This is a genomic window from Rhodanobacter umsongensis (assembly GCF_042654965.1).
GTDB classification, from domain to species: Bacteria; Pseudomonadota; Gammaproteobacteria; order Xanthomonadales; family Rhodanobacteraceae; genus Rhodanobacter; species Rhodanobacter umsongensis.
In genome coordinates, this window is the sequence record NZ_JBHSMK010000002.1 from 186,094 (window position 1) to 208,050 (window position 21,957).

Annotated in this window: 17 protein-coding genes and 1 tRNA gene; 9 read left to right on the forward strand and 9 right to left on the reverse strand. The window is 65.1% G+C overall.

Annotated elements, in window-relative coordinates; translation table 11 throughout:
• Positions 1 to 14 precede the first annotated feature (14 nt).
• The 4 genes from ACFPME_RS00860 to kaiC are packed head-to-tail and all read right to left on the reverse strand — an operon-like array spanning position 15 to position 4,487.
• Positions 15 to 2,099 (reverse strand): hybrid sensor histidine kinase/response regulator, encoded by a 2,085-nt coding sequence (locus ACFPME_RS00860; protein ID WP_377301078.1) that lies wholly within the window; start codon positions 2,097 to 2,099, stop codon positions 15 to 17.
• Entirely contained in the window at positions 2,096 to 2,419 is a 324-nt protein-coding gene (locus tag ACFPME_RS00865; protein WP_377301080.1) for a circadian clock KaiB family protein, read from the reverse strand. Before ACFPME_RS00865 ends, ACFPME_RS00860 begins: the two co-directional genes overlap by 4 nt.
• Positions 2,416 to 2,772, reverse strand: a complete 357-nt coding sequence (locus tag ACFPME_RS00870; RefSeq protein ID WP_377301082.1) for a circadian clock KaiB family protein — start codon at positions 2,770 to 2,772, stop codon at positions 2,416 to 2,418. The genes ACFPME_RS00865 and ACFPME_RS00870 overlap by 4 nt, the downstream gene beginning before the upstream one ends.
• A complete protein-coding gene (gene kaiC / locus ACFPME_RS00875) occupies positions 2,769 to 4,487 on the reverse strand; it encodes a circadian clock protein KaiC (RefSeq protein ID WP_377301084.1) in 1,719 nt (572 codons plus the stop codon). The genes ACFPME_RS00870 and kaiC overlap by 4 nt, the downstream gene beginning before the upstream one ends.
• A 368-nt stretch (positions 4,488 to 4,855) precedes the next feature.
• On the opposite strand from kaiC, the gene ACFPME_RS00880 reads away from it, so the two are divergent.
• The gene (locus tag ACFPME_RS00880; RefSeq protein WP_377301086.1) at positions 4,856 to 6,346 is read left to right on the forward strand and encodes a S41 family peptidase; all 1,491 of its coding nucleotides are present in this window, start codon (positions 4,856 to 4,858) and stop codon (positions 6,344 to 6,346) included.
• A gap of 98 nt (positions 6,347 to 6,444) precedes the next feature.
• On the opposite strand, the gene ACFPME_RS00885 is transcribed toward ACFPME_RS00880, so the two are convergent.
• Positions 6,445 to 6,534, reverse strand: a tRNA-Ser gene (locus ACFPME_RS00885).
• Positions 6,535 to 6,873: 339 nt separating this feature from the next.
• On the opposite strand from ACFPME_RS00885, the gene ACFPME_RS00890 reads away from it, so the two are divergent.
• Positions 6,874 to 7,668, forward strand: a complete 795-nt coding sequence (locus ACFPME_RS00890; RefSeq protein WP_377301088.1) for a CHAD domain-containing protein — start codon at positions 6,874 to 6,876, stop codon at positions 7,666 to 7,668.
• A gap of 43 nt (positions 7,669 to 7,711) precedes the next feature.
• Here the strand turns inward: ACFPME_RS00890 and ACFPME_RS00895 are convergent, their stop codons facing one another.
• A complete protein-coding gene (locus ACFPME_RS00895; protein WP_377301090.1) occupies positions 7,712 to 8,095 on the reverse strand; it encodes an accessory gene regulator B family protein in 384 nt (127 codons plus the stop codon).
• The gene (serS, locus tag ACFPME_RS00900) at positions 8,092 to 9,372 is read right to left on the reverse strand and encodes a serine--tRNA ligase (RefSeq protein ID WP_377301092.1); all 1,281 of its coding nucleotides are present in this window, start codon (positions 9,370 to 9,372) and stop codon (positions 8,092 to 8,094) included. The genes ACFPME_RS00895 and serS overlap by 4 nt, the downstream gene beginning before the upstream one ends.
• Positions 9,373 to 9,695: 323 nt before the next feature.
• Between serS and ACFPME_RS00905 the strand changes: the two genes are divergently transcribed.
• Positions 9,696 to 12,830, forward strand: a complete 3,135-nt coding sequence (locus ACFPME_RS00905; RefSeq protein ID WP_377301094.1) for a diguanylate cyclase — start codon at positions 9,696 to 9,698, stop codon at positions 12,828 to 12,830.
• Between the two features lie 127 nt (positions 12,831 to 12,957).
• On the opposite strand, the gene ACFPME_RS00910 is transcribed toward ACFPME_RS00905, so the two are convergent.
• Entirely contained in the window at positions 12,958 to 14,295 is a 1,338-nt protein-coding gene (locus ACFPME_RS00910; RefSeq protein ID WP_377301096.1) for a replication-associated recombination protein A, read from the reverse strand.
• A 117-nt stretch (positions 14,296 to 14,412) separates the two neighbouring features.
• Positions 14,413 to 14,640, reverse strand: coding sequence for a CopG family transcriptional regulator (locus tag ACFPME_RS00915; protein ID WP_082823673.1), 228 nt, complete (start codon positions 14,638 to 14,640; stop codon positions 14,413 to 14,415).
• 130 nt (positions 14,641 to 14,770) lie between these two features.
• On the opposite strand from ACFPME_RS00915, the gene hyfB reads away from it, so the two are divergent.
• Genes hyfB through ACFPME_RS00945 form a run of 6 tightly spaced genes read left to right on the forward strand, consistent with a single transcriptional unit; the run spans position 14,771 to position 21,936 of the window.
• Complete coding sequence (hyfB, locus tag ACFPME_RS00920) at positions 14,771 to 16,783, forward strand: hydrogenase 4 subunit B (RefSeq protein WP_377301099.1); 2,013 nt, start codon at positions 14,771 to 14,773, stop codon at positions 16,781 to 16,783.
• The gene (locus tag ACFPME_RS00925; RefSeq protein ID WP_377301101.1) at positions 16,780 to 17,733 is read left to right on the forward strand and encodes a respiratory chain complex I subunit 1 family protein; all 954 of its coding nucleotides are present in this window, start codon (positions 16,780 to 16,782) and stop codon (positions 17,731 to 17,733) included. The genes hyfB and ACFPME_RS00925 overlap by 4 nt, the downstream gene beginning before the upstream one ends.
• Positions 17,734 to 17,737: 4 nt before the next feature.
• A complete protein-coding gene (locus ACFPME_RS00930; RefSeq protein WP_377301103.1) occupies positions 17,738 to 18,403 on the forward strand; it encodes a formate hydrogenlyase in 666 nt (221 codons plus the stop codon).
• A 1-nt stretch (position 18,404) separates the two neighbouring features.
• A complete protein-coding gene (locus tag ACFPME_RS00935) occupies positions 18,405 to 19,859 on the forward strand; it encodes a hydrogenase 4 subunit F (RefSeq protein WP_377301105.1) in 1,455 nt (484 codons plus the stop codon).
• 12 nt (positions 19,860 to 19,871) lie between these two features.
• Complete coding sequence (locus tag ACFPME_RS00940; RefSeq protein ID WP_377301107.1) at positions 19,872 to 21,416, forward strand: hydrogenase large subunit; 1,545 nt, start codon at positions 19,872 to 19,874, stop codon at positions 21,414 to 21,416.
• Positions 21,417 to 21,423: 7 nt separating this feature from the next.
• Positions 21,424 to 21,936 carry an NADH-quinone oxidoreductase subunit B family protein gene (locus ACFPME_RS00945; protein ID WP_377301109.1) on the forward strand — a complete coding sequence of 171 codons (513 nt, stop codon included), beginning with the start codon at positions 21,424 to 21,426 and terminating at the stop codon, positions 21,934 to 21,936.
• Positions 21,937 to 21,957 lie beyond the last annotated feature (21 nt).

Consider the following 21,957-nt stretch of genomic DNA (forward strand, 5'->3'; position numbering starts at 1 on the left):
GTTCCGCACGACCGTCACGTGGGACTGTTCATCACCGTCTGCACTGCCAGCGAGAGGTCGACCTGGGCGTAGGGTTTGCGCAGGAGGTGCAGGTCCCCGGTCAGCTCACCCACGGCCATTCTCTGGGCCGTGTAGCCGGAGGTGAGCAGCACGGGAATACCTGCATGCCTGACCTTCATCTCGCGCACCAGATCGATGCCGTTCATCTCGCCCGGCATGATGACATCGGTAAAGACCAGATCGACACGTTCGCCATCGTCGATCAGCTTCAGCGCGTCGCGCCCGCTCTTCGCCTCCAGCACCGAATAGCCCAGGTTCTCCAGCAGGCTGCTCGCGACCGCGCGCACATCGCTGTCGTCCTCGACAACAAGGACAACGCCCTTGCCCTTTACCCCGACAACGGGAGCCGCGGCGGCGTCGACTGCTTCGGGTCCGGCCGCCCGTGGCAGATGAAGGCGCACGGTGGTGCCGACGCCTGGATGGCTTTCGATGGCAACGAACCCCCCGCACTGGCGGGCGAAGCCATAGACCTGGCTCAGCCCCAGGCCGGTGCCCTTGCCGATTTCCTTCGTCGTGAAGAACGGCTCGAACACCCGGTCGACAACCTCGGCCCGCATGCCGACGCCCGTGTCGGCAAGCGATACGACGACGTAGTCGCCCGGGCTGGCACCGTTGGCCGAAGCCGCTCTCGAGTCCAGCGTCCTGATCGCGGTTTTCAGCGTGAGCGTACCGCCCTGGGGCATGGCATCGCGCGCGTTGATGACGAGATTGAGGATGGCCGTTTCCAGCTGATGCGGATCGGTGCGGCAATACCACGGCTCAGGCGCTTTCTCGAACCGCATGGTCACCGCTTCGCCGGCAGCGCGCTCGAGGAGGTTCGCAAACGTGCTGAGGAGATCGTCGACGCAGATCGCCTCGGTGTGGAGATCCTGGCGGCGCGAAAACGCCAGGAGCTGCTGATTGAGCGTTGCGCCACGCGCTACGCCATGCCTGGCGGCCGCGAGGTAACGCGCCGTCCTCCCGTCCTTTTCGATACGCTGTTCAATCAGATCCAGGCTGCCGCCGATGACCATCAGGAGGTTGTTGAAATCATGCGCGATGCCGCCGGTGAGCTGGCCGATGGCTTCCATCTTCTGCGATTGGCGCAGCTGCTCCTCGACCTGGCGGCGCTCGGTGACGTCACAGACAACGCCGCTGATGCGAATCGCGCGGCCATCCAGATAGAAGGTTCGACCCCTGATCTGCACCCAGCGGGTTGCGCCGTCTCTCAGGCGATGTATGCGTTTCTCGATCTCAACCAGGCCCGAACTCTCGGCGCGCAGGAACTCTTCGCGCACGGCTTCACGATCTTCAAGAACGAACTGGGAAAGCATCATGGGCAGCCCCCAGGCTTTCACCGTGTCGGCGTAGCCGAAGATCTGGTCGTAACGCGTCGACCGCCTTACGGTGTCGGTTACAAGGTCCAGGTCCCAGTGCCCCATGTCGGCGGCATCGAGCGCGAGCTGCAGGCTGTCCTCGACGCGACGGCGCTCGTCTATTTCGCTGGCCAGTCGCCTATTGGCCGCGGCCAGCTCATGGCTTCGCTCACGACTGTGAGTGAGATCGGTGACGACGCCGCACAGCACATTGGGCGTCTGCTCGTCGACCCTGAGGTCGGCGATGGACACATTGACCGGAACCGGCCCGTTCGCTCCCAGCAACGTGAACTCGGCCGAGCGGCCCGTACCACGGCCGTCCGTCAGCAGCCGGCGAAACGCGGGGATCTCGTTGCTCGACAGGAACCGCTCGATCGATTCGCCCATCAGCGTTTCACGATCGGCGCCAACCAAGGCGGCAAAGCGCTGATTGCAATAGAGCAACGTCCCCTCGCAGCTCAGCGTCACGGCCCCTTCCTGCATCTGCTCGATCAGCACGCGATAGGGGCGGTCGGCGTTTTCCAGCGTATAGACACGCTGACCGCTTGGGCCGCCCACCACCACCGCATCGACGTCGCCATTGCGTATGGCTTCAAGCGTTTCCTCGGCCTCGCGCAACCGGTCCTCCAGCTCGACAAGCCGGGCATGATCGAGGCCCGCGAATTCGGAATGCCGGTTCGTCAACGGGCCTTCTCCTCCTCGCCGAACGGAGCCAGATCGAGCCCGGCGAGCACGCGTTCGCGATCGGACAGATCGCCGATGATCCGCCGCAATGGTTCCGGAAGAATCTTCACCAGCGTCGGCGTGGCAATGATCTGCAGCTCCTTGGTGGCCTCGGGATCCTGATAGACGTCCACCACTTCCAGGTCGTAACGGCCCGCGAGGTTCTCCGCGCAGATGCGGCGCATGTTGTCGATCGCCTGCGTTGAACGGGCTGTCGATCCGGTGATGAACAGACGCAGCTTGTACTGGGCGTTCGATGTATCCCCTTCCCGCCTGGTCATGTGGAACTTGCCGTTCGGAAGCGAATGTCGAGACCGACCAGCACCCGCTCGGTGTTCGAAAGATCTCCGATGACGCGTTTGAGCGGTGGCGGAAGTCGCCGAACGAGGGTCGGCAACGCCACGATCTGATCGCCTGCCGCCAGCTGCGGCGAGACAAAGAGATCGACCACCTCGATCGTGTAACGACCGGCGAGATTGTTCTCGCAAAGCTTCTTGAGGTTGGCGATGGCAGCCAACGACTTCGGTGTCTGGCCCGCCACGTAAAGACGCAGGTTGTAATCCCCGGGCACCGGCTCCGAAAAGTCGTTCTGGTCATCCTCGACGCAACCATCGTTCCATTGCTCGATGATCATGAGCGCACCCCGCGCATCCTCGCCATGTCGGATCGCTCGGACCCATGAGCGATCTCGCGGGCCTCTTCCTGCTCGATCAGAGTCGCCAATTCCATCTCCTCGGTTTCCAGTGCCGCACGCAGTTCGGCGATCTGCCGATCCACCGCGGCGCGCTTTCGCGCGACTTCGCGGCGTATCCGCTCGGTAGCCTGCTTGCGCGACAGATCTGCACTGCGTTCCCGTGCTTCCTGCGCGATGCGGGCGGTGCCCGTCAGCACGCCATCCGGGCCGACGTACGCGTCGACCATGTGAACGCCATGATCGGTCAACTGGTACTCGCGCAGCTGCTTCGAGTGGTTCATGCCGCGCGATTTCAGCAGGTAGAGCACCCGGTTGCGTTCGCCGTTCGCGTCCACGTCCGCAAGCGATATCCAGGTATCCATCAGCGACGACACACTTAGTTCGCTCTCGTTCATCCGCTCATCCGACGAGGAAAGACTGGTGAACAAGGCGGTGATGCCCTTGCTCTTGCAGATGTCGGCCAGCCGGATCAGGGTCGAATGGATCTCCGACGACGGGCCGCGGAATGCGGAGATCGGGTCCACCACGATGACGTGCGGGGCGAACTCCTCGATGTCGCGGTTCATTCGCGCCAGATGCATCTCGAACCCGTAAAGGCTCGGGCGCGCAGCATCGAAACGCAATAGTCCTCCATCGACGTGGCGACCGAGTTCGAGACCGACGGACGCCATGTTGCGCACGATCTGGGCCGGCGATTCCTCGAACGCGAAATAGAGGCAACGCTCACCGCGCTCGCAGGCTGCATTGACGAACGCCGAGGCAAAGGTCGATTTTCCCGTGCCGGCGAGGCCCGATATCAGAACGCTGGATCCTCGAAAATAGCCGCGAATGCCGAGCATGTCGTCGAGGCCGGACACCCCGGTGGGCACCGACTGGTGCGAAATCTGGTGGCTCAGCTCTGCCGAGGTGATCGGCAGCACGCTGATGCCATACTCGTCGATGAGAAAGGGGTACTCGTTGGAGCCGTGCGAAGAGCCGCGATACTTCACCACGCGCAGGCGCCGTGTGGTGACCTGATCCTCGACCCGATTGTCCAGCAGGATGACGCAGTCGGATACGTACTCCTCGATGCCGTAGCGGGTCAACTGGCCGTCCCCGCGTTCACCGGTGATGATCGCGGTGACGCCCTTGTCCTTTAGCCATGCGAACAGTCGACGCAGTTCGGAGCGAAGAATGGCCGCGTTGTCCAGCCCGGAGAACAGCGCCTCGATGGTGTCGAGCACCACGCGCCTGGCGCCGATGGAATCGATCGCGTGGCCAAGTCGAACGAAGAGGCCCTCCAGATCGTATTCGCCGCTCTCCTCGATTTCGGACCGCTCGATGTGGACGTGATCGATGACCAGTTGTTTCCGTTCGACGAAGTCTGCAACGTCATAGCCCAGCGACGCCACATTGGTTTCCAGATCATGCGACCGCTCTTCGAAACTGATGAGCACGCCCGGCTCGCCGAATTTCGTGACGCCGTTGACCAGGAAGGTCATCGAGAAAAGCGTTTTGCCGCAGCCGGCGGCGCCGCATAACAGTGTTGGTCGACCGGCCGGAATCCCGCCAAGCGTCAGTGCGTCAAGTCCCTTGATGCCAGTAGGCGTCTTGCGCAGCGGCACTGGATGGGAGGAGTCGGCCGATGCAGCGGCCGTCGTGGGTTTTCCTGCCACAGGGTGCTCCAATGGTGGATATCAGGGCTGCATTCCATCCACCGGCCACGGCGTCCTGCACAACTGCCGGACGGGCCGATGACAGCATGAGCCGGTGCGGATTCAAAACCACAGCATGTCAGCTTGGCGTGATGCCCGCGCCGTGCGCGAAGGTCGCGACTCGCCTTGCCGAAGCCGGTCAGGGACCGGTTCCGCACGGCGAGCAAGTCATCGGCATCGCTGCATCGAGCGGACCATGCGCATCAGTGCACCAATGCCCGACATGACTTGCGGCACTCGATGCCATCGAATGCACGCGGCATGCTCGCGCCTTCGCGCCTCATCCCATCCAGACATCGCGTTTCACGCCACGCAGCCAGGGAAACGCCATGCAGGCAAAGATCCGGACCATCGCAGCGCTATGCGTGCTGAACGTGCTGGGCAGTGTGCGCGCGGCCAAGGTCGACGACGGCACCCAACTGCGCATGCAGGTGACCCGCAGCTATCCCTCGCTGCGCTACGTCGAACGCTACCGCCACGACTTTCCGGACGAGGTCCAGGGCCACCCTTTCTGGTCGGCTGACCACGCCGCGCCATCCCTTTCCGATGCCAGTGCACTCACCCGCGCGCTGGCCGCATTGCAGGACCAGCACGTCGCGCTGGTCGGCGCCAGCGCGGGCAAGTCCGAAACACTGGGCGTGCTGTTCCGCACCGCCAGCGACGGCAGCGTGATCGTCTGGCGCGTCTTCGATGCCGCCGCCGGAAATGCGCAAGTCGGCGAGGGCGACCGAGTGCTCACCATCGATGGCCAGGATGCGCGTGCGTGGATGCAACGCGCGGCGACGCTGACCTTCGGGGGCCAACGCCGCGGCCGTTACGCGGAAGCAGCCACGGAGCTGGGGCTCGCCACGCCGGTGGTCCATCGCGTTGCCGGTCTCGGGAGCACGGTCGCCATGCGCCTGCATGGCGCCAGGGGCCAGACGAAAGCCGTCACCTTGTCCTACAAGCCCATGGACGCGGAACTGGCCAGGTCGATGACGGCCGCGATCAACCGCGCCGACCTGCCACGGCACTTCATGGCCGCCGGCCTGCGCATCGGCACGCTGCGCATGGGTGCGTTTGCGCCGCAGTACGACGACGCTTTCGTGGCCGCCGCCGATGCGGCCAGCAAACGACCCGGTGCCAGCGACGATGCCGCCATGCTCGCCGGCTACTGCGCCGTGGCGCGCAACGTCATCCGCGACGCCGACACCGCCGCCCGCGATGCGGACGTGCTGGTGCTGGACCTGCGCGGGAATCTCGGTGGCTTCGACCGCGAGGCATGGCTGCTGGCCGATGCGCTCGGCACCAGACCCTCGCTGGCCACATACGACCTGTTCGCCGGCACCCAGGCCGGCACCGTGCGACTCGCGAAGGAACCCACCGACCCGAGCTGCGGCCACGTCACCACCCGTGCGCCACTGGTCGTGCTGACCGACGCCGGCACGCGCTCGGCCGGAGAGTTCATGGCGAGCTGGCTATGGGCCTCGGGCGCCACCGTGGTGGGCGAACCCACCGTGGGTGCCGGCGGCGGCTTCGAGTTCAACGGCGAACCCGGCACCCCCCTGCCCGGCTCCGGCTATGCCGTGCGGCTCAGCGGCAATTTCTCCGTATTCGATCCCGCCGGCACGCTTGCCGAAGGCGAGCACGCCGAAGGTGCGCTGGTCGACATGCTGGCGCAGGATCACTTCGCGCCCAGCCGCACACGGCCGTTCGCGATTCAGTCGGTAGGATTGCGGCCGGACGTCGCGCTCAGCACCACGCTTGCCGATCTGCAGGATGGTGGGCTGAGCAGTCTCGTCAAGGCGCTTGCCAAGATGAAGGCGGATCGCAGGCTCTGAAGCATGCGGTCAGACAAGCGGCTCTGGCCCGGATAGCTCTTAACCGAGAAAGCGAAGGAGCAATGCAAAACGCCCCACTCGGGGGCGTTTCGCGTTTCTGGCGGAGAGAGTGGGATTCGAACCCACGGTAGTGTTACCACTACGGCAGTTTTCAAGACTGCTGCCTTAAACCACTCGGCCATCTCTCCATAAACTCGTTGTCTGCGGCAAGGCGCGCGATGCGCGCCACTACGGCAGTTTTGCTGCGGGCATCCTGCCCTTCGCCCCTTCGGGGCCAGCGGCGTTGCCGCTGTCCGCTTCGGCATCCTGCCTGCGCGTCAAGACTGCTGCCTTAAACCACTCGGCCATCTCTCCGTCTCTCCGTTGAACGCGCATTGTACGGCCAGTCGCGGCGCTAGCCAACGCGACGGCCTCGTCCGGCGCAGGGCCCGCCGAAGACGAATGCCGTATCGCTTGGGAGTGTGCTGCCTGAGGAGAGGATCGCCAGACTAGACTGGATGCCTGTCTTCAAATGAAGCCTGCGGCACATGGCATCGAAATCGTTCGGGCTGGAACTTGCTGAGGTGGCGTCCAGGCAGGCGCAGGAAATACGGCGGGCGCTAGAGAGGACGCGTGATCGTCACCTGGCTGTCCACGAGGCCCGCAAGGCAATACGAAGGCTTCGCGGAACGCTGGATCTGGGCCGGCGCGTTTTCGGCGCGAAGTTCGATGCGATCGACAGATCGCTGGATCGATTGGCTGACGGCTTGTCTCCGCTGCGTGACGCTCAAGTTGTAGTGGAGACGGCGTCCAGGCTGGCGAGCGACCACCCCGCGTACTGGAAAGAGGTATCCGGTCAGCTGCGCCAACGCCGCGACCTTTTGCTTGACGCTGCATTGTCCCGCGATCCGGATTTTTCGAAACGGCGCGCCAGGACAAACCGCATGGCAAGGGTGATAGCGGACCTTCCATGGACGGACCTGACGAAGAAGGCGGTGCGCAATTCCGTCCTGCATAGCCTGCAGCGCCTGGAGAAGGCGAAGGCAGCGGCGCAGGCGGAAGGTTCGCCGGCCCACCTTCATCGTTGGCGCAAGCGTGTGCGCCGTCTTCGACTGCAACTTGAAACGCTGGATGGGGTTGAGGCGTTGGCTGACTGGAAGGGTCTCGAAGCCGTCAAACGCAAAGTGAGATCGACTCGTTCGCTGTGTCGTCTGGCAGACAAACTTGGCTGGCGGCAGGATCTGCAGATTCTTCGCTCAAGCATCCGCCACGCCGGAAACCCGGCGCTGGCAAAGCAGCTTCGCAGCGACATCGATCAGGAGATCGGGCAGGTGAAACTTTGACGTCGCCCGCCGGTTTGCGCTGCCGGCGGGACAACTCGGCTTGTCAGGAAGCCTGCCGCGGACGACTGTCGGCGCCCTTCTTTGACAACGCAATCAGACAGCCCACCAGGATCGCGATCGGAATCAGCGCACCGAGCAACGGAAACAGCAGCACAGGCTGGCGGATCACCATGGGTACGAGCTGGGTGGCGGCGGCGAAGCCGATGGTGCAAAGGCGCCATCGGCGGCTGTGGCGACCGAACCAGAAGCTGGCGATGAGCAGCAGCATCGCGACGACCGAGAGGACGAAGTCGATCGTCGGCAGTTGCCACACGGTGGCGAAGGCCAGCCGGGTGCCGATGAAGGAGATCAGCACCAGCAGCAGGAAGTAGCTCGTGTAGAACTCGACCTTGTCCCACTTCCCGCGAACGGGCGCAGGCATGTTCATGCGATGCGGTCCAGCCCGGCCATGTAGGGACGCAAGGCTTCAGGCACCCCGATCGAGCCGTCGGCGTTCTGGTTGTTTTCCATCACCGCGATCAAGGTGCGGCCGATGGCGAGGCCGGAGCCGTTCAAGGTGTGCACCAGCTCGGGCTTGCCGGTGTCGGCGTTGCGTACGCGGGCCTGCAGGCGGCGCGCCTGGAAGTCCTCGCAGTTGGAGCAACTGGAGATCTCGCGGTAGGTCTGCTGGCTGGGCAGCCACACTTCGAGGTCGTAGGTCTTGGTCGAGCCGAAGCCCATGTCGCCGGTACACAGCAGCAGCTTGCGATACGGCAGGCCGAGTTTCTGCAGCACCTTCTCGGCGTGGCCGACCATTTCCTCCAGCTGCGCATACGACTCGCCGGCGCGGGCGATCTGCACCATCTCGACTTTCTCGAACTGGTGCTGGCGGATCATGCCGCGGGTGTCGCGGCCGTAGCTGCCGGCCTCGGCGCGGAAGCACAGCGTGTGCGCGGTCATGCGCAGCGGCAGCGCGTCGGCGTCCTGGATGGTATCGCGCACCAGGTTGGTCAGCGACACTTCGGCGGTGGGAATCAGGTAGCGCTTCGCATCGCCGATCTGGGTGGCGAACAGGTCTTCCTCGAACTTCGGCAGCTGGCCGGTGCCCTGCATGCTGTCGGCGTTGACGATCACCGGCACGTTGCATTCGAGGTAGCCGTGCTCGCCGGTGTGCAGGTCGAGCATGAACTGGCCGAGCGCGCGATGCAGGTGCGCCAGCTGGCCGCGCAGCACGGTGAAGCGTGCGCCGGACAGTTTCGCCCCGGCATCGCCGTCGAGCCAGCCGTGGCGCTCGCCCAGCTCCACATGATCTTTCACCGCAAAGGCGAACTCGCGAGGGGTGCCCCACCGGCCGATCTCGACATTGCCGTGCTCGTCCTTGCCGACGGGTACGGACGCATGCGGAATATTGGGAATGCCCAGGGCGACCTCGGCCAGCCTGGCCTGCACGTCGGCCAGTGCCTGCTCGTTGCTCTTGAGCTTGTCGCCGATGCCGGCGACTTCGGCCATCAACGCTGCCACGTCGTCGCCCTTGGCCTTGGCCTGCCCGATCGCCTTGGAACGGGTATTGCGCAGGTTCTGCAATTCCTGGGTTTCCATCGCCAGCTGCTTGCGGCTGCCTTCCAGCGCTTCCACGGCGGACACATCCAACACGTAATTGCGCATCTCCCTCAGTCTGGCGGCTGTTTCAGCGAGTTGCGAGCGCAGCAGTGCGGGGTCCAGCATGAGGATGATCCGGCGGAAATGCGAAGGCTCGATTATCGTGGCGGACGACATGCGCCGCAATGCGTGAGGCTTGCGAGGCGCCCGCCCTGACTATCCGTCGCCCTCACGCAGACGCGTCAATTCATGCCGTTAAGCGCGGAAACTGTGCGCATAATTGCTCAACTTCCCTGCGCGCCAGCCGCTAAACCGAGGGACCAAGACATCAAGCCACAGCCACGCGGAGCCCCGTCGGCAACAACTACTGTGCAGCGGAACCGCCGTCCTCCAAGACAGGAAGAATTGTGCAAGTTCTCTCCCGGTGCCCCGATGTACGCCCACGGTGGATGGCGATCACCTTCGCCTGTCTGTGCTGCCTGGCCTGGGCAGGGCTGGCGAGCGTTCTGCCGACCCGCACCGCTGCGGCCGCGGTCATCCCCGCCGCCCGCGAGGTCGGCCTGCCCTTCATCCGCAATTTCAGTCCGCAGGAGTACGGCGGCGCCCCGCAAAACTGGTCGGTCATCCAGGACAAGCAAGGGGTCATTTATGTCGGCAATGTCAGCGATGGATTGTTCGCGTTCGACGGTTCGCGCTGGAGCCGCATCCCGATACCCAATCGCAGTGCCGTGCGCTCACTGGCCATGGATGCCGACGGGCGGATTTACGTGGGGGCGGTAGGAGACTTCGGCTACCTGCAAGCCGATGCGGTCGGCCAGATGCACTACGTGTCCCTGCTTGGCCAGCTGCCCGCCGGGCAGCGCCAGTTCGCCGACGTCTGGAAGACCCTGACTGGCAAGGATGGCGTCTATTTCACCACCCGCGCCTATGTCTTCCGGCTGAGTCACGGAAAGATAAAGGCCTGGAAAGCCGACACCATGTTTCACATGGCGTTCCTGGTGCATGACACGCTTTACATCCGGCAGTTCCAACGGGGCCTGATGCGCATGACCGACGACGAGCTGGTGATGGTCAGCGGCGGGGAGCGCTTTGCCGACGAGAAAATCTATGTGATGTTGCCGTGGACGGGTACCGATGCCAGGCCGAATGAACTGTTGATAGGTACCCGCACCCAGGGCTGGTGGCGGTTTGATGGAGAACACTACCGTCGCTGGTCGACCGAAGCTGACGCGGCCATCCGCGACCAGGCGCTTTACGACGGGATCTGGCTGAGCAACGGCGACCTGGCGCTGGCAGCGCCACCGGCGGGCATTCTTGTACTGGACCGTGACGGTCACGTGGTGCGCAGGTTGAATCGGTCCAGCGGCCTGGCAAACGATGCAGTCAACGCATTGCTGGAAGATCGGCAACACGGGCTTTGGGTGACCAGTGATGTGGGTGTCGGTCGCATATCGCTGAACGCACCGATCACCCAGTTCGACGAACGCAACGGGCTTTCCGGCGCCGTGATGGCGCTGGCCCGACATGACGAAAAACTCTACGCGGGCACCGCCGACGGACTGTTTCAACTGGATGGCAACCAGGCTGACCATCCGCACTTCATCAAGGTAGCGTCGATCAAGGGCGCCGTATGGTCGCTGCTCGATGGCGAGCACGGATTGCTGATCGGCGCGGCAAGCGGAATCTACTGGCTCAACGGCAAGCTCATCGGCCCCCTGGGGCCGAATGATCCGCTGGTGACCACGATGCTGCGCTCGCGCAGCGATCCCACACGCATTTTCCTGGGCACACAGTCAGGTCTGGCATCGCTGCGCTGGGATGGTCGGGGCTGGCTGGATGAGGGCGCCATGAAGGGCGTCGATGATGAAATCCGCAGCATCGTCGAAGACGAAGGCGGGCAACTGTGGCTGGGCACGTGGAACAGCACCATTCTGCACGCCACGCTGCGCAAGGGGTCTCCAGCCACTGGCAAGCTCGAACTGGCAAACGTGGAGCGCTACAGCGCAGATCGGGGCATTCCCCGAGGCGAAGTGGCCGTGACCCGGATCGATGGCGAACTGCGCGCAGAGACCACCACCGGCGTCATGGCGTTCGAGGCTGCCGCGCAGCGTTTCGTGCCCGATCCGCGCTTTGCCCATCTGTTTGCCGGCAATGAGCGCCAGTTGACCCTGGTGAAACAGGACGCGGCCGGCAAACTGTGGATGTATGTCGAAGACATCGCCAACGGAACCCGGGAAAGCGGCGGCGCGACCAGCGATGCCCAAGGCAACTGGCGCTGGCAACCGACGCCGTTGCAGCCCCTGGCGGGCACCAACATGTTGTCGATCCTGCCCGACAGCGACGGAGTGGTCTGGTTCAGTGCCGAGCAAGGGCTTTTTCGCTATGCCGGGACAGACATGTCCGGCAGGGACGCCGGGTTTGCCACCTTGCTTCGCAACGTCTCGATGAAGGACGGCACGCGCCTGGCCAGCGCTTCGCATCCGGCAAGCTCGGCCCGGATTCCATTCGGCAAGAACACGCTTCGCTTCGAGTTTGCCGCGCCCAGTTTCGACATGCTCGGCGCCAACCGCTTCCAGACCCAGATGGATGGACTGGACAACGAGTGGTCCAGCTGGAGCAGCGAGGCGTACCGCGATTACACGAATATCCCCGACGGCGACTACCGGTTTCTGGTGCGCGCGCACAACGGCTACGGCGGCGTGGGCAAGACAGCGACATTCGCTTTTCGCGTTCTGCCGCCGGCCTATCGAACCTGGTGGGCATGGTCGCTGTGGATCATGCTTGCCGCGGTGGGGCTGATGTTGATCGTGCTCTGGCGTTCGGCAAGCCTGCGCCGGCGCAACCGGACGCTTGCCGACCTGGTCGCGCAACGCACCAGCGAGCTGCAGGCGGCGATGCTTGCGCTATCGGAACAAAGCATCACCGACCCGTTGACCGGCTTGAAGAATCGCCGCTACCTGCTCGATCACATCGATCGGGACATCGCCGTGGTCGAGCGCCAGTATTCGTCGGCCACCGCCGAGCAGGCTCCAAGCGAAGGCAATACCGACATCACCTTCCTCATGGTGGACATCGATCACTTCAAGGAGGTCAACGACACCTATGGCCACGCCGCGGGTGACCGCGTGCTGGAGCAGATGCGCGACATCCTGCTGGCGGCCGCGCGCGAAAGCGACACCCCCATACGCTGGGGCGGCGAGGAGTTTCTGATCGTGGCCCGTTTCACCATGCCATGCTCCGGCGCCCTGTTGGCCGAACGCCTGCGTGCGATGGTGGCGGCGCATCCCTTCGAGCTTGGCGATGGCCGGGTCATCCATCGAACCTGTTCGATCGGGTTTGCCGGCTACCCGTTCTTTGCCAAGGCGCCGCGCCGCTTGAACTGGGAGCAAGTGGTGAGCCTGGCCGATGAATGCCTGTACGCCGCCAAGCGGCGCGGGCGCAATGCCTGGGCGGGAGTGAAAGCGGGCGACACCATTCCGGACGACCTCAGCGCGGCGCTGAGCGAATCCATCCGGATCGCGCCGCGGCCCGGCGAGCTCTGCGTTTTGCTGTCGCCATCGGCGTCAACCGACGAAGCCATCTGACAGGACGACGTGGCGTAGCTGGACCGGCCGAATCCGCGCAGGCCAAGCCGCTCCGATCTGGCCGAGGTCGGCATCAAGCCCGGAATACGCAGTGTGTGGCGCCCCGTGCTTCACAATGATGAGCCAGCTACCTGTCACGCGCCTGCTCGCGCGCCGCGCGCAGGGCGAGCAGCTTTTCGCGCAGCTGCAGTTCCAGACCACGCTCGACCGGTTCGTAAAAGACGGTGCCGGCGAGCGCATCCGGCAGGCATTGCTGACCGAGCGCGACACCGCCTTCGGCGTCGTGGTCGTACTGGTAGCCCTCGCCGTAGCCGAGGCCTTTCATCAGTTTGGTCGGCGCATTGCGCAGGTGCATCGGCACCTCCAGCGTGCCGCCGCTGCGCACCGCGTCGCGGGCCTTGTTGTAGGCCATGTACGCGGCGTTGCTCTTGGGCGAGATCGCCAGCCAGATCGCCAGCTGGGCCAGGCCCAGCTCGCCCTCGGGGCTGCCCAGCCGCTCGTAGGTGTCCCACGCGTCCAGCGCCATGCGCCAGGCGCGCGGCTCGGCGAGGCCAACGTCCTCCACCGCCATGCGCGTCATGCGCCGGGCCAGATAGAGCGGATCGACGCCGCCGTCGAGCATGCGGCACAGCCAGTACACCGCGGCATCGGGATCGGACGAGCGCACGGATTTGTGCAGCGCCGAGATCTGGTCGTAGAACTGCTCGCCCTGCTTGTCGAAGCGGCGGGTGCGATCGGCCAGCACCTGGGTCAATGTCGCTTCGTCGATGTGTCCGTCTTCGGCCAGCTCCGCGGCAATCTCCAGCAGGGTCAGCGCGCGGCGCACGTCGCCGTCGGCGGCCTGGGCGATCGAGTCCAGCGAGTCGTCGCCTACCTGCAACTGCAGTTCGCCGAGCCCGCGTTCGCGGTCGCCGAGCGCGCGCTTCAGGGCGGCGATGATGTCGTCGGTGGAGACCGGTTCCAGCACATGCACGCGGCAGCGCGACAGCAGCGCGGAGTTCAGTTCGAACGAGGGGTTCTCGGTGGTGGCGCCGATGAAGATGATCACGCCGCGCTCGATGTGCGGCAGGAACGCATCCTGCTGGGTCTTGTTGAAGCGGTGCACCTCGTCCACGAACAACACGGTGCGCCGGCCCTGGGCGAAATTCACCTCGGCCTCGGCCAGCGCCTTGCGCACGTCCGGCAGGCCGGACAGCACGGCGGAGATCGCGCGGAAATCCGCATCGGCGTAACGCGCCACCAGCAGCGCCAGCGTGGTCTTGCCGCAGCCGGGCGGCCCCCATAGCACCATCGAGTGGATCTTGCCGGCCTCCAGCGCACGGCGCAGTGCCTTGTCCGGGCCGACCAGGCGCTGCTGGCCGACGATTTCATCGAGGCTGCGCGGGCGCATGCGTTCGGCCAGCGGCTTGAGTGCATCGGGTTCGGCGAACAGGCCGGGGGTGGATGGTGAGACGGGACGGGGCATACAGGAATGATACGGCATGCCCTGCGTACCCGATTTCGGCCGATGGAGCCTGATCCTCCGTTCAGGCCGTTCGCCGCTGACGCATCATCGGCGGCCCGCCGCAGTGGCCGGAGGCCTTCACCGGGCTCGGACGCGCGAACTCCCTGATGCCGGCGCGGCCGTTTCGGCAGCGCCTTCCCCGGCGTGCCAAGGGCGTCCTGAGCGCTGCTCGATGTAGTCCCGGATCAGCCGGCGCACGACCTGCGACGGGGTGGCGTCTTCCCCGGCGCACAACCGCTCGAAAACGGCCTTCTTGCGCGGATCGATCAGGATGGTGAGGCGGGCGGTGCGATTTTCTGTTGGCATATGCGTCTCATCAGTCTTACACTGGGAACAACTCAAATGATAATATAATTATCATGAAATCGGCGCAGACACCGATGTTCACCCCCCAGCAGATCACCCATGGCATGCCGGATTCGGGAGCGCGGCTGCGGTGAATGCGCTGGCAACTGCCACGCCGCTGGCCGTGCTGCTGGAACTGGTCGCCGCATGGTTGCTGGTGGGGCTGCTCGGCCTGGCCCGGCCCCACCGGATCGCCTGGGTCGCCCGCCTCCTGTTTCCGTTGGGCGCATTGGTGGCGCTCGCCGTCGCCGGCATGGGCGCTTTGGCGTTGAGCGCGGATTTCGCGATGCAGGGCGCCGTGTTGCCGCTGGGGCTGCCGGACCTGCCGTTCCACGTACGGCTTGATGCACTGTCGGGATTCTTCCTGCTGCTGCTGGGCAGCGCGGGCGCCGGCATCTCGATCTTCGCCGCCGGCTATTTCCGGGAAGGCGAAGGCACGGCACCGGGCCTGCTCTGCCTGCAGTACCACGTGTTCCTGGCCAGCATGGCGATGGTCATCCTGGCCGACGATGCGTACCTGTTCATGGTGGCCTGGGAAACCATGGCACTGAGTTCGTACTTCCTGGTCACCACTCAGCACCGGCTGCCGGAGATCCGGCGCGCCGGCTTCCTGTACCTGCTGATGGCGCACGTGGGTGCACTGGCGCTGCTGCTGTGCTTCGGCGTGCTGCATGGCGGCAGCTGGCAGATGACGTTCGATGCGATGCGCGGTGCGACGCTTGCGCCGGCTTGGGCCAGCGTGGCGTTCGTGCTGGCGTTGTTCGGGTTCGGCGCCAAGGCAGGCATGGTGCCGCTGCATGTATGGCTGCCGGAAGCGCATCCGGCCGCACCATCGCCGGTATCGGCGATGATGAGCGCGCTGATGCTGAAGACCGCGATCTACGGACTGCTGCGGGTCAGCCTTGATCTGCTGCACGTCGGCCCCTGGTGGTGGGGATTGCTGACACTTGGGCTCGGGCTCGGCACCGCGTTGTACGGTGCCATCTTCGCGGCCGTGCAGACCGACATGAAGCGGCTGCTGGCCTACTCCTCGATCGAGAACATCGGCCTGATCCTCGCTGGCATCGGGTTGGCGCTGGTGTGCCGCAGTTTCGACATGCGCCTGCTCGCGGCGCTGGCGCTGGCGGCAGTGCTGATCCACGCGTTCAACCATGCATTCTTCAAGAGCCTGCTGTTCCTGGCCACCGGCTCGGTGATGCACGCCACCGGCGAGCGCAGCCTGGGCAAGCTTGGCGGCCTCATCCGGCGGATGCCGTGGGTGGCGATGCTGGCGCTGATCGGTTCGCTCGCGATCGCCGGGCTGCCGCCGCTGAACGGCTTCGTCTCCGAATGGCTGCTGCTGCAGGCATTTCTGCAGACGCCGCACATCCCGCATGCGTTCCTCAACATGATTGTGCCGCTGGGCGCGGCCATCGTGTCGTTGACGGCGGCGCTGGCCGGCTACGTGATGGTGAAGTTCTACGGCGTGATCTTTCTCGGCCAGCCGCGCGAGCCCGCGCTGCGCGAGGCGCATGATGCCGGCGTGCTGGAGCGGCTGGGGCTGATCTGGCTGGCGCTGGGCTGCGTGCTGATCGGCATCTTTCCGCAGGTCGCACTGGACGTCGTGGGGCGAGTGACCCTGAGCCTGGTCGGCACGACCGTGCAGCACGGGCAATCGGCCTGGTGGATGACGCCGGTGGCCTCCAATCAGGCGTCCTACAGCGGTTTGTGGCTGTGGCTGGGGCTGCTGCTCGTGATCGGGGCGACCTTCGTGCTGGTGCGCCTGTTCCATCACGGACGACTCCGCCGCACCCCGCCATGGGCCTGCGGTTATCCCTGGCAGACGCCGCGCATGCAGGACACCGCCGAAGGATTCGGGCAGCCGATCCGTCACCTATTCGGGCCGATGTTCCGGCAGCAGCGCGAGTTGCCGCTGCCCTCCGATCTGCAGCCGCGTTACAGCGTGCTGATCAGTGATCGCTTCTGGCACGCGCTGTACCTGCCACTGGCACGGCTCACCCGGCGCATCGCAGACAGCCTGGCGTTCCTGCAGGGCGGTCGTCTGTCGATCTATCTGCTGTACAGCTTCGTGACGCTGATCTTCCTGCTGGTGTGCGTCCGATGAACATCGCTGCCTACGCCTGGCAGATCGGTGGATGCCTGCTGGCGATCGCCCTGGCGCCGCTGTTTGCCGGCTGGGTGACGCAGTGCCGCGCATGGTTGCAGAACCGCTCCGCACCCTCGCTGTGGCAGCCCTACCGGATACTGCGCAAGTTGTTGCACAAGGATGCGGCACTGGCGACGCACGCCTCGCCGCTGTTCCGCAGCGCGCCGTATGTGGTGTTCGCCACGATGGCGCTCGCCGCTGCGATCATTCCCTCGGTGACCACCGAGCTGCCGTTGGCGCGGGTGGCCGACGCGATTGCGCTGGTCGGCCTGTTCGCCACCGGACGCGTCTTCATGGCGCTGGCGGCGATGGATGTGGGTACCGCATTCGGCACGCTTGGCGCCCGCCGCGAGATGATGATCGGATTTCTTACCGAGCCGGCCTTGCTGATGGTGCTGTTCAGCACCTTCCTGATGTTCGGCAGCACTGCCCTGCCCGCCATCGTCGAGGGCACGTTGACCGCACATCAATTCGTGCTGCATCCGAGTCTGGCATTTACCGGCGTGGCATTCGTGATGGTGCTGCTGGCCGAGAACGCTCGCCTGCCAATCGACAACCCCAGTACCCATCTCGAACTGACGATGATCCACGAGGCAATGGTGCTGGAATATTCGGCGCGCCACCTGGCGCTGATCGAATGGGCCTCCTGGCTCAAACTGTTCAATTACGCCTGCATCGGCTTCGCCTTGTTCATGCCGTGGGGGATCGTGGCGCAGAGCGCCGACCCGTGGCTGCTGGTTCTCGCGATCGCCGCTCTGCTGCTCAAGCTCGTCATCGCCGGCGCAGCGCTGGCGCTGTTCGAGAGCATGTCGGCGAAGCTGCGGCTTTTCCGAGCGCCGGAGTTCCTGACCATGGCGTTCCTGCTCGCCGTGCTCGGCCTGCTCGTGCACCTGCTGCTGGAGGTCTGACACGATGGCCACGATGAACCTCGCCACCCAGGTGCTGCAGATGCTGGCCGGCGCACTGCTGCTGATTTCGTTCGCGATGCTCGCCGAGCGGCGCAGCCGGCGGCTGGTCTCCCTGCTGGTGTGGCAGGGCGTGATGCTGGTGGCATCCACCGCGCTGGTGGCCGCCACCGCCCATCAGAGCCATCTGTACTACTCGGCCGCCCTCACGCTGCTGCTGAAGGTAGGCCTGCTGCCGTGGATCCTGCTGCGCCTGATGCGAAAGCTGGGCATCGAACGCGACAACGAGCCGCTGGTCAATGTGCCGACCCTGATGCTGGTCGGGCTGGTGCTGGTGATCTTCGCGTTCGGTCTGGCGCAGCCGGTCAGCGCGCTGGCCACCACGATCATCCGGCGCACGCTGGGCATCGCGCTGGCGGTGGTGCTGCTGGCGTTCCTGATGATCCTGGCGCGGCGCAAGGCGTTCACCCAAGTGATCGGTTTCCTGGCGCTGGAGAACGGGCTGTTCTTCGCCGCCACCAGCACCACCTACGGCATGCCGCTGGTGGTGGAGCTGGGCATCGCGCTGGATCTGCTGGTGGGCGTGTTCATCTTCGGCGTCTTCTTCTTCCAGATCAGCGAACAGTTCGACAGCCTCGACCTGCAGCATCTCGAATCACTCAAGGAGGACTGACGTGGAGATCCTGCTGGTGTTGGGGTTCCCCCTGCTCGGTGCCGCCCTGCTCGCCGTGGTCGGGGCGCAGCGGTATGCCGCCGAGGTGAATGTCGCGGTAAGCCTGGCCACCCTGTTCGCGGCTGCCGCGCTGGTGGTGCGGATCATCCACGGCGGCCCGATGACGGTCGCCCACGAGCAGTTCTTCATCGACCCGTTCAACGTGTTCCTGGTGGCGCTGACGGCGCTGGTCGGCTTCACCACCGCGGTGTTCTCGCGCCCCTACATGCGCATCGAGGCCGGGCACGGGCAGCTCTCGCCGGGACGGCTGCGTCTGTACCACAGCATGTACCAGTTGTTCATGGCCGCGATGTTCATTGCGCTCACCACCAACAACATGGGGTTTCTGTGGGTCTCGATGGAAGCGGCCACCCTGTCGACGGTATTGCTGGTGTCGCTGTATCGCACACGCGCCAGCATCGAGGCCGCGTGGAAGTATTTCATCCTGTGCGGTGTCGGTATCGCGCTGGCGCTGTTCGGCACGATCCTGCTGTACGTGGCTGCCGAGGGGCTGCTGGGCGGAAGCGACATGGACGCGCTGCTGTGGACCCACCTGGACGCGGTCAAGGGGCAGTTGGAGCCGCGGGTGATGGGATTGGCATTCGTGTTCCTGCTGGTCGGCTACGGCACCAAGGTCGGTCTGGCACCGCTGCACAACTGGTTGCCCGATGCGCATGCCGAAGGCCCGACCCCGGTGTCGGCGGTGCTCTCGGGGCTGCTGTTGAACGTGGCGCTGTATGCGGTCATGCGTTGCAAGATCCTCGCCGATGGCGCGCTGCATTCAGTGTTGCCCGGCCATATGCTGATGGGCTTCGGACTGCTGTCGACCCTGCTGGCCAGCTTCTACCTGTGGCGTCAGCGCGACATCAAGCGACTGTTCGCGTATTCATCGATCGAACACATGGGCATCATCACGTTCGCCTTCGGCATGGGCGGGCCGGTGGCGAATTTCGCCGGGCTGTTGCACATGACGGTGCACTCGCTGACCAAGTCGGCCATCTTCTTCACCGCCGGTCACGCCGCGCAGAGCGCCGGCACCCAGCGCATGGACGGCATCCGCGGCTTGCTGACGCTGCATCCCAGCGTGGGCTGGGGACTGATGCTCGGATCATTGGCGATTCTTGGCATGCCGCCGTTTGGCGTGTTCGCCAGCGAGTACCTGATCCTCACCACCGCGATGCGCGATCATCCGTGGGCCACGCCGATCCTGCTGATCGCGCTGGCGGTCGCTTTTGCCGCCATCTTCAGCCGGGTTCAGCCGATGGTGTTCGGCGATACCGATGCCAGGCCGCTACCGCATTCGCCGGCGCTGGTGCCGGTATTCGTGCATCTGGCGATCGTGCTGATGCTGGGCGTGTACATACCGCCGGCGCTGGCCGAGTGGTACCGGCTGGCCGCCCGCCTGATGGCCGGCTGATGGAGTACTTGCATGCCCACTGACTTTTTCGAACGCGAAGGCACCGGGTTACCCGCCAACGTGGCGGTGCGCCGCGTATTGGTCGATGCCACGCAGTGGTCGCAGAGCGCGCAGAGCCTGCACGACCTGGACGCCTGTCTGCTTGCGCTGTGGGGCGCCGATGATCGGGACGTCGACGGCATGTTCCGCATCTTCGCCGCCTTCCTGCTGCCCGATCAGGTGCTGTTGCTGCAACATGCGATGCCCGCGACCACACCGGTGTATCCGTCGCTGGTCGACTGGTTCCCGGTGGCCGACCGGCTGCAGCGCGCCGTGCGCGATCTGCTCGGGATACGGGCCGACACGGGCGACCCCCGCCCCTGGCTGCGGCATGACGGATGGGCTGACGATCATTTTCCGCTGCGTCGGGACAGCGACCCCGCGCAAGCTCCGCCAGCGAATCCGGCGCCGTATCCGTTCGTGCCGGTGAGCGGCGACGGCGTGCACGAGATCGCCGTCGGTCCAGTGCACGCCGGCACGATCGAGCCGGGGCATTTCCGCTTTTCCGTGGTGGGCGAGAAAGTGCTGCGTCTGGAAGTCCGCCTGGGCTACGCCCACAAGGGCATTGCCAAGCGTTTCGAAGGGCAGCCGTTGACGGAGGGTCATCGCCTCGCCGCACGGATCTGCGGCGACAGCACGGTGGCCTTTTCATGGGCCTACTGTGCTGCGCTGGAGGCGATCACGGACATCGAGCTGCCGTATCGCGCTGCGTCCCTGCGTGCGCTGGCACTCGAGCGCGAACGCCTCGCCAATCACCTGGGCGACCTCGGGGCACTCGGCAACGATGCGGGCCTGGCGTTCGGGCTGGTGCAGTTCTCCAGCCTCAAGGAACAGCTAGTGCGCCTCAACCAGGAGGCCTTCGGACAACGCTATCTGTTCGACTACCTGGTCCCCGGCGGGGTCGCCGCCGACCTCGGCATTCGCGCGATCCGCGCCATGTTCGACGAGGCTACGATGCTGGAACAGGCGGTGGCCACATTGCGCGCCATCTACGACGACCATCCCGGCCTGCAGGACCGTTTCCGCGACACCGGTCGGCTCAGTCCCGAACTGGCCAGGGAACACGGCGCGCTGGGCCTGACCGGGCGCGCCTCGGGCATCGCGCAGGACGTGCGCATCGATCTGCCATGGCCACCCTACGATCGGCTGCAGCCCCGGCGCGTGCTGTGCACGGGCGGCGACGTCGCCGCCCGCGTACAGGTGCGCTTCGACGAAACCATCGAGTCGCTGCGACTATGCCGGTCGCTGCTCGAAACGCTTCCGGCGGGGCCAAGCCTGGTCACGCTACCGGTCGCACCACCCGGCCAACTCGGACTTGGCCTGATCGAGGGCTGGCGCGGCCCGGTACTGATCGCGCTGCAAACTGCAGCGGACAATCGCGTACGGCGCTGCCATGCGCACGACCCCTCCTGGCAGAACTGGCCGCTGGTGGAGTACGCGATCCACGGCAACATCGTGCCGGACTTCCCGCTCATCAACAAATCTTTCAACCTCGCCTACAGCGGTCACGACGGGTGATGCCAGCATGTTCGATATCCTGACCCGCATCCGACGCACCGGCATCCTCAGCGAAGCCACGCCGCGATCCGAAGCATCCGAACTGCCGCTGGATAAAGTGCGGCGGAATCTGACGTCGGTGTTCGGGCGCGCACTGCGCATTCGCCATGTGGATACGGGCTCGTGCAATGGCTGCGAGCTGGAGATCCAGGCACTGTCCAACCCGTACTACAACCTCGAGGGCAGCGGCATCGCGTTCGTGGCCAGCCCGCGGCACGCCGACGTGCTGCTGGTCACCGGCCCGGTCTCGGTCAACATGGAAGAGGCGCTCAGGCGCACCTACGAGGCGATGCCCGATCCCAAATGGGTCATGGCGGTCGGTGACTGCGCCGCTTGCGGTGGCGTGTTCGGAGCGAGCTACGCGACACGTGGCTCGGTCAGCGCCGTCATTCCGGTCGACATCGTAATCAACGGATGCCCACCCACGCCGCTGGCGCTACTGCAAGGTCTGCTGCAGATCACCCAGCAGCGCCGCGCCTAGCAGGGTATTTTTCGACACCCT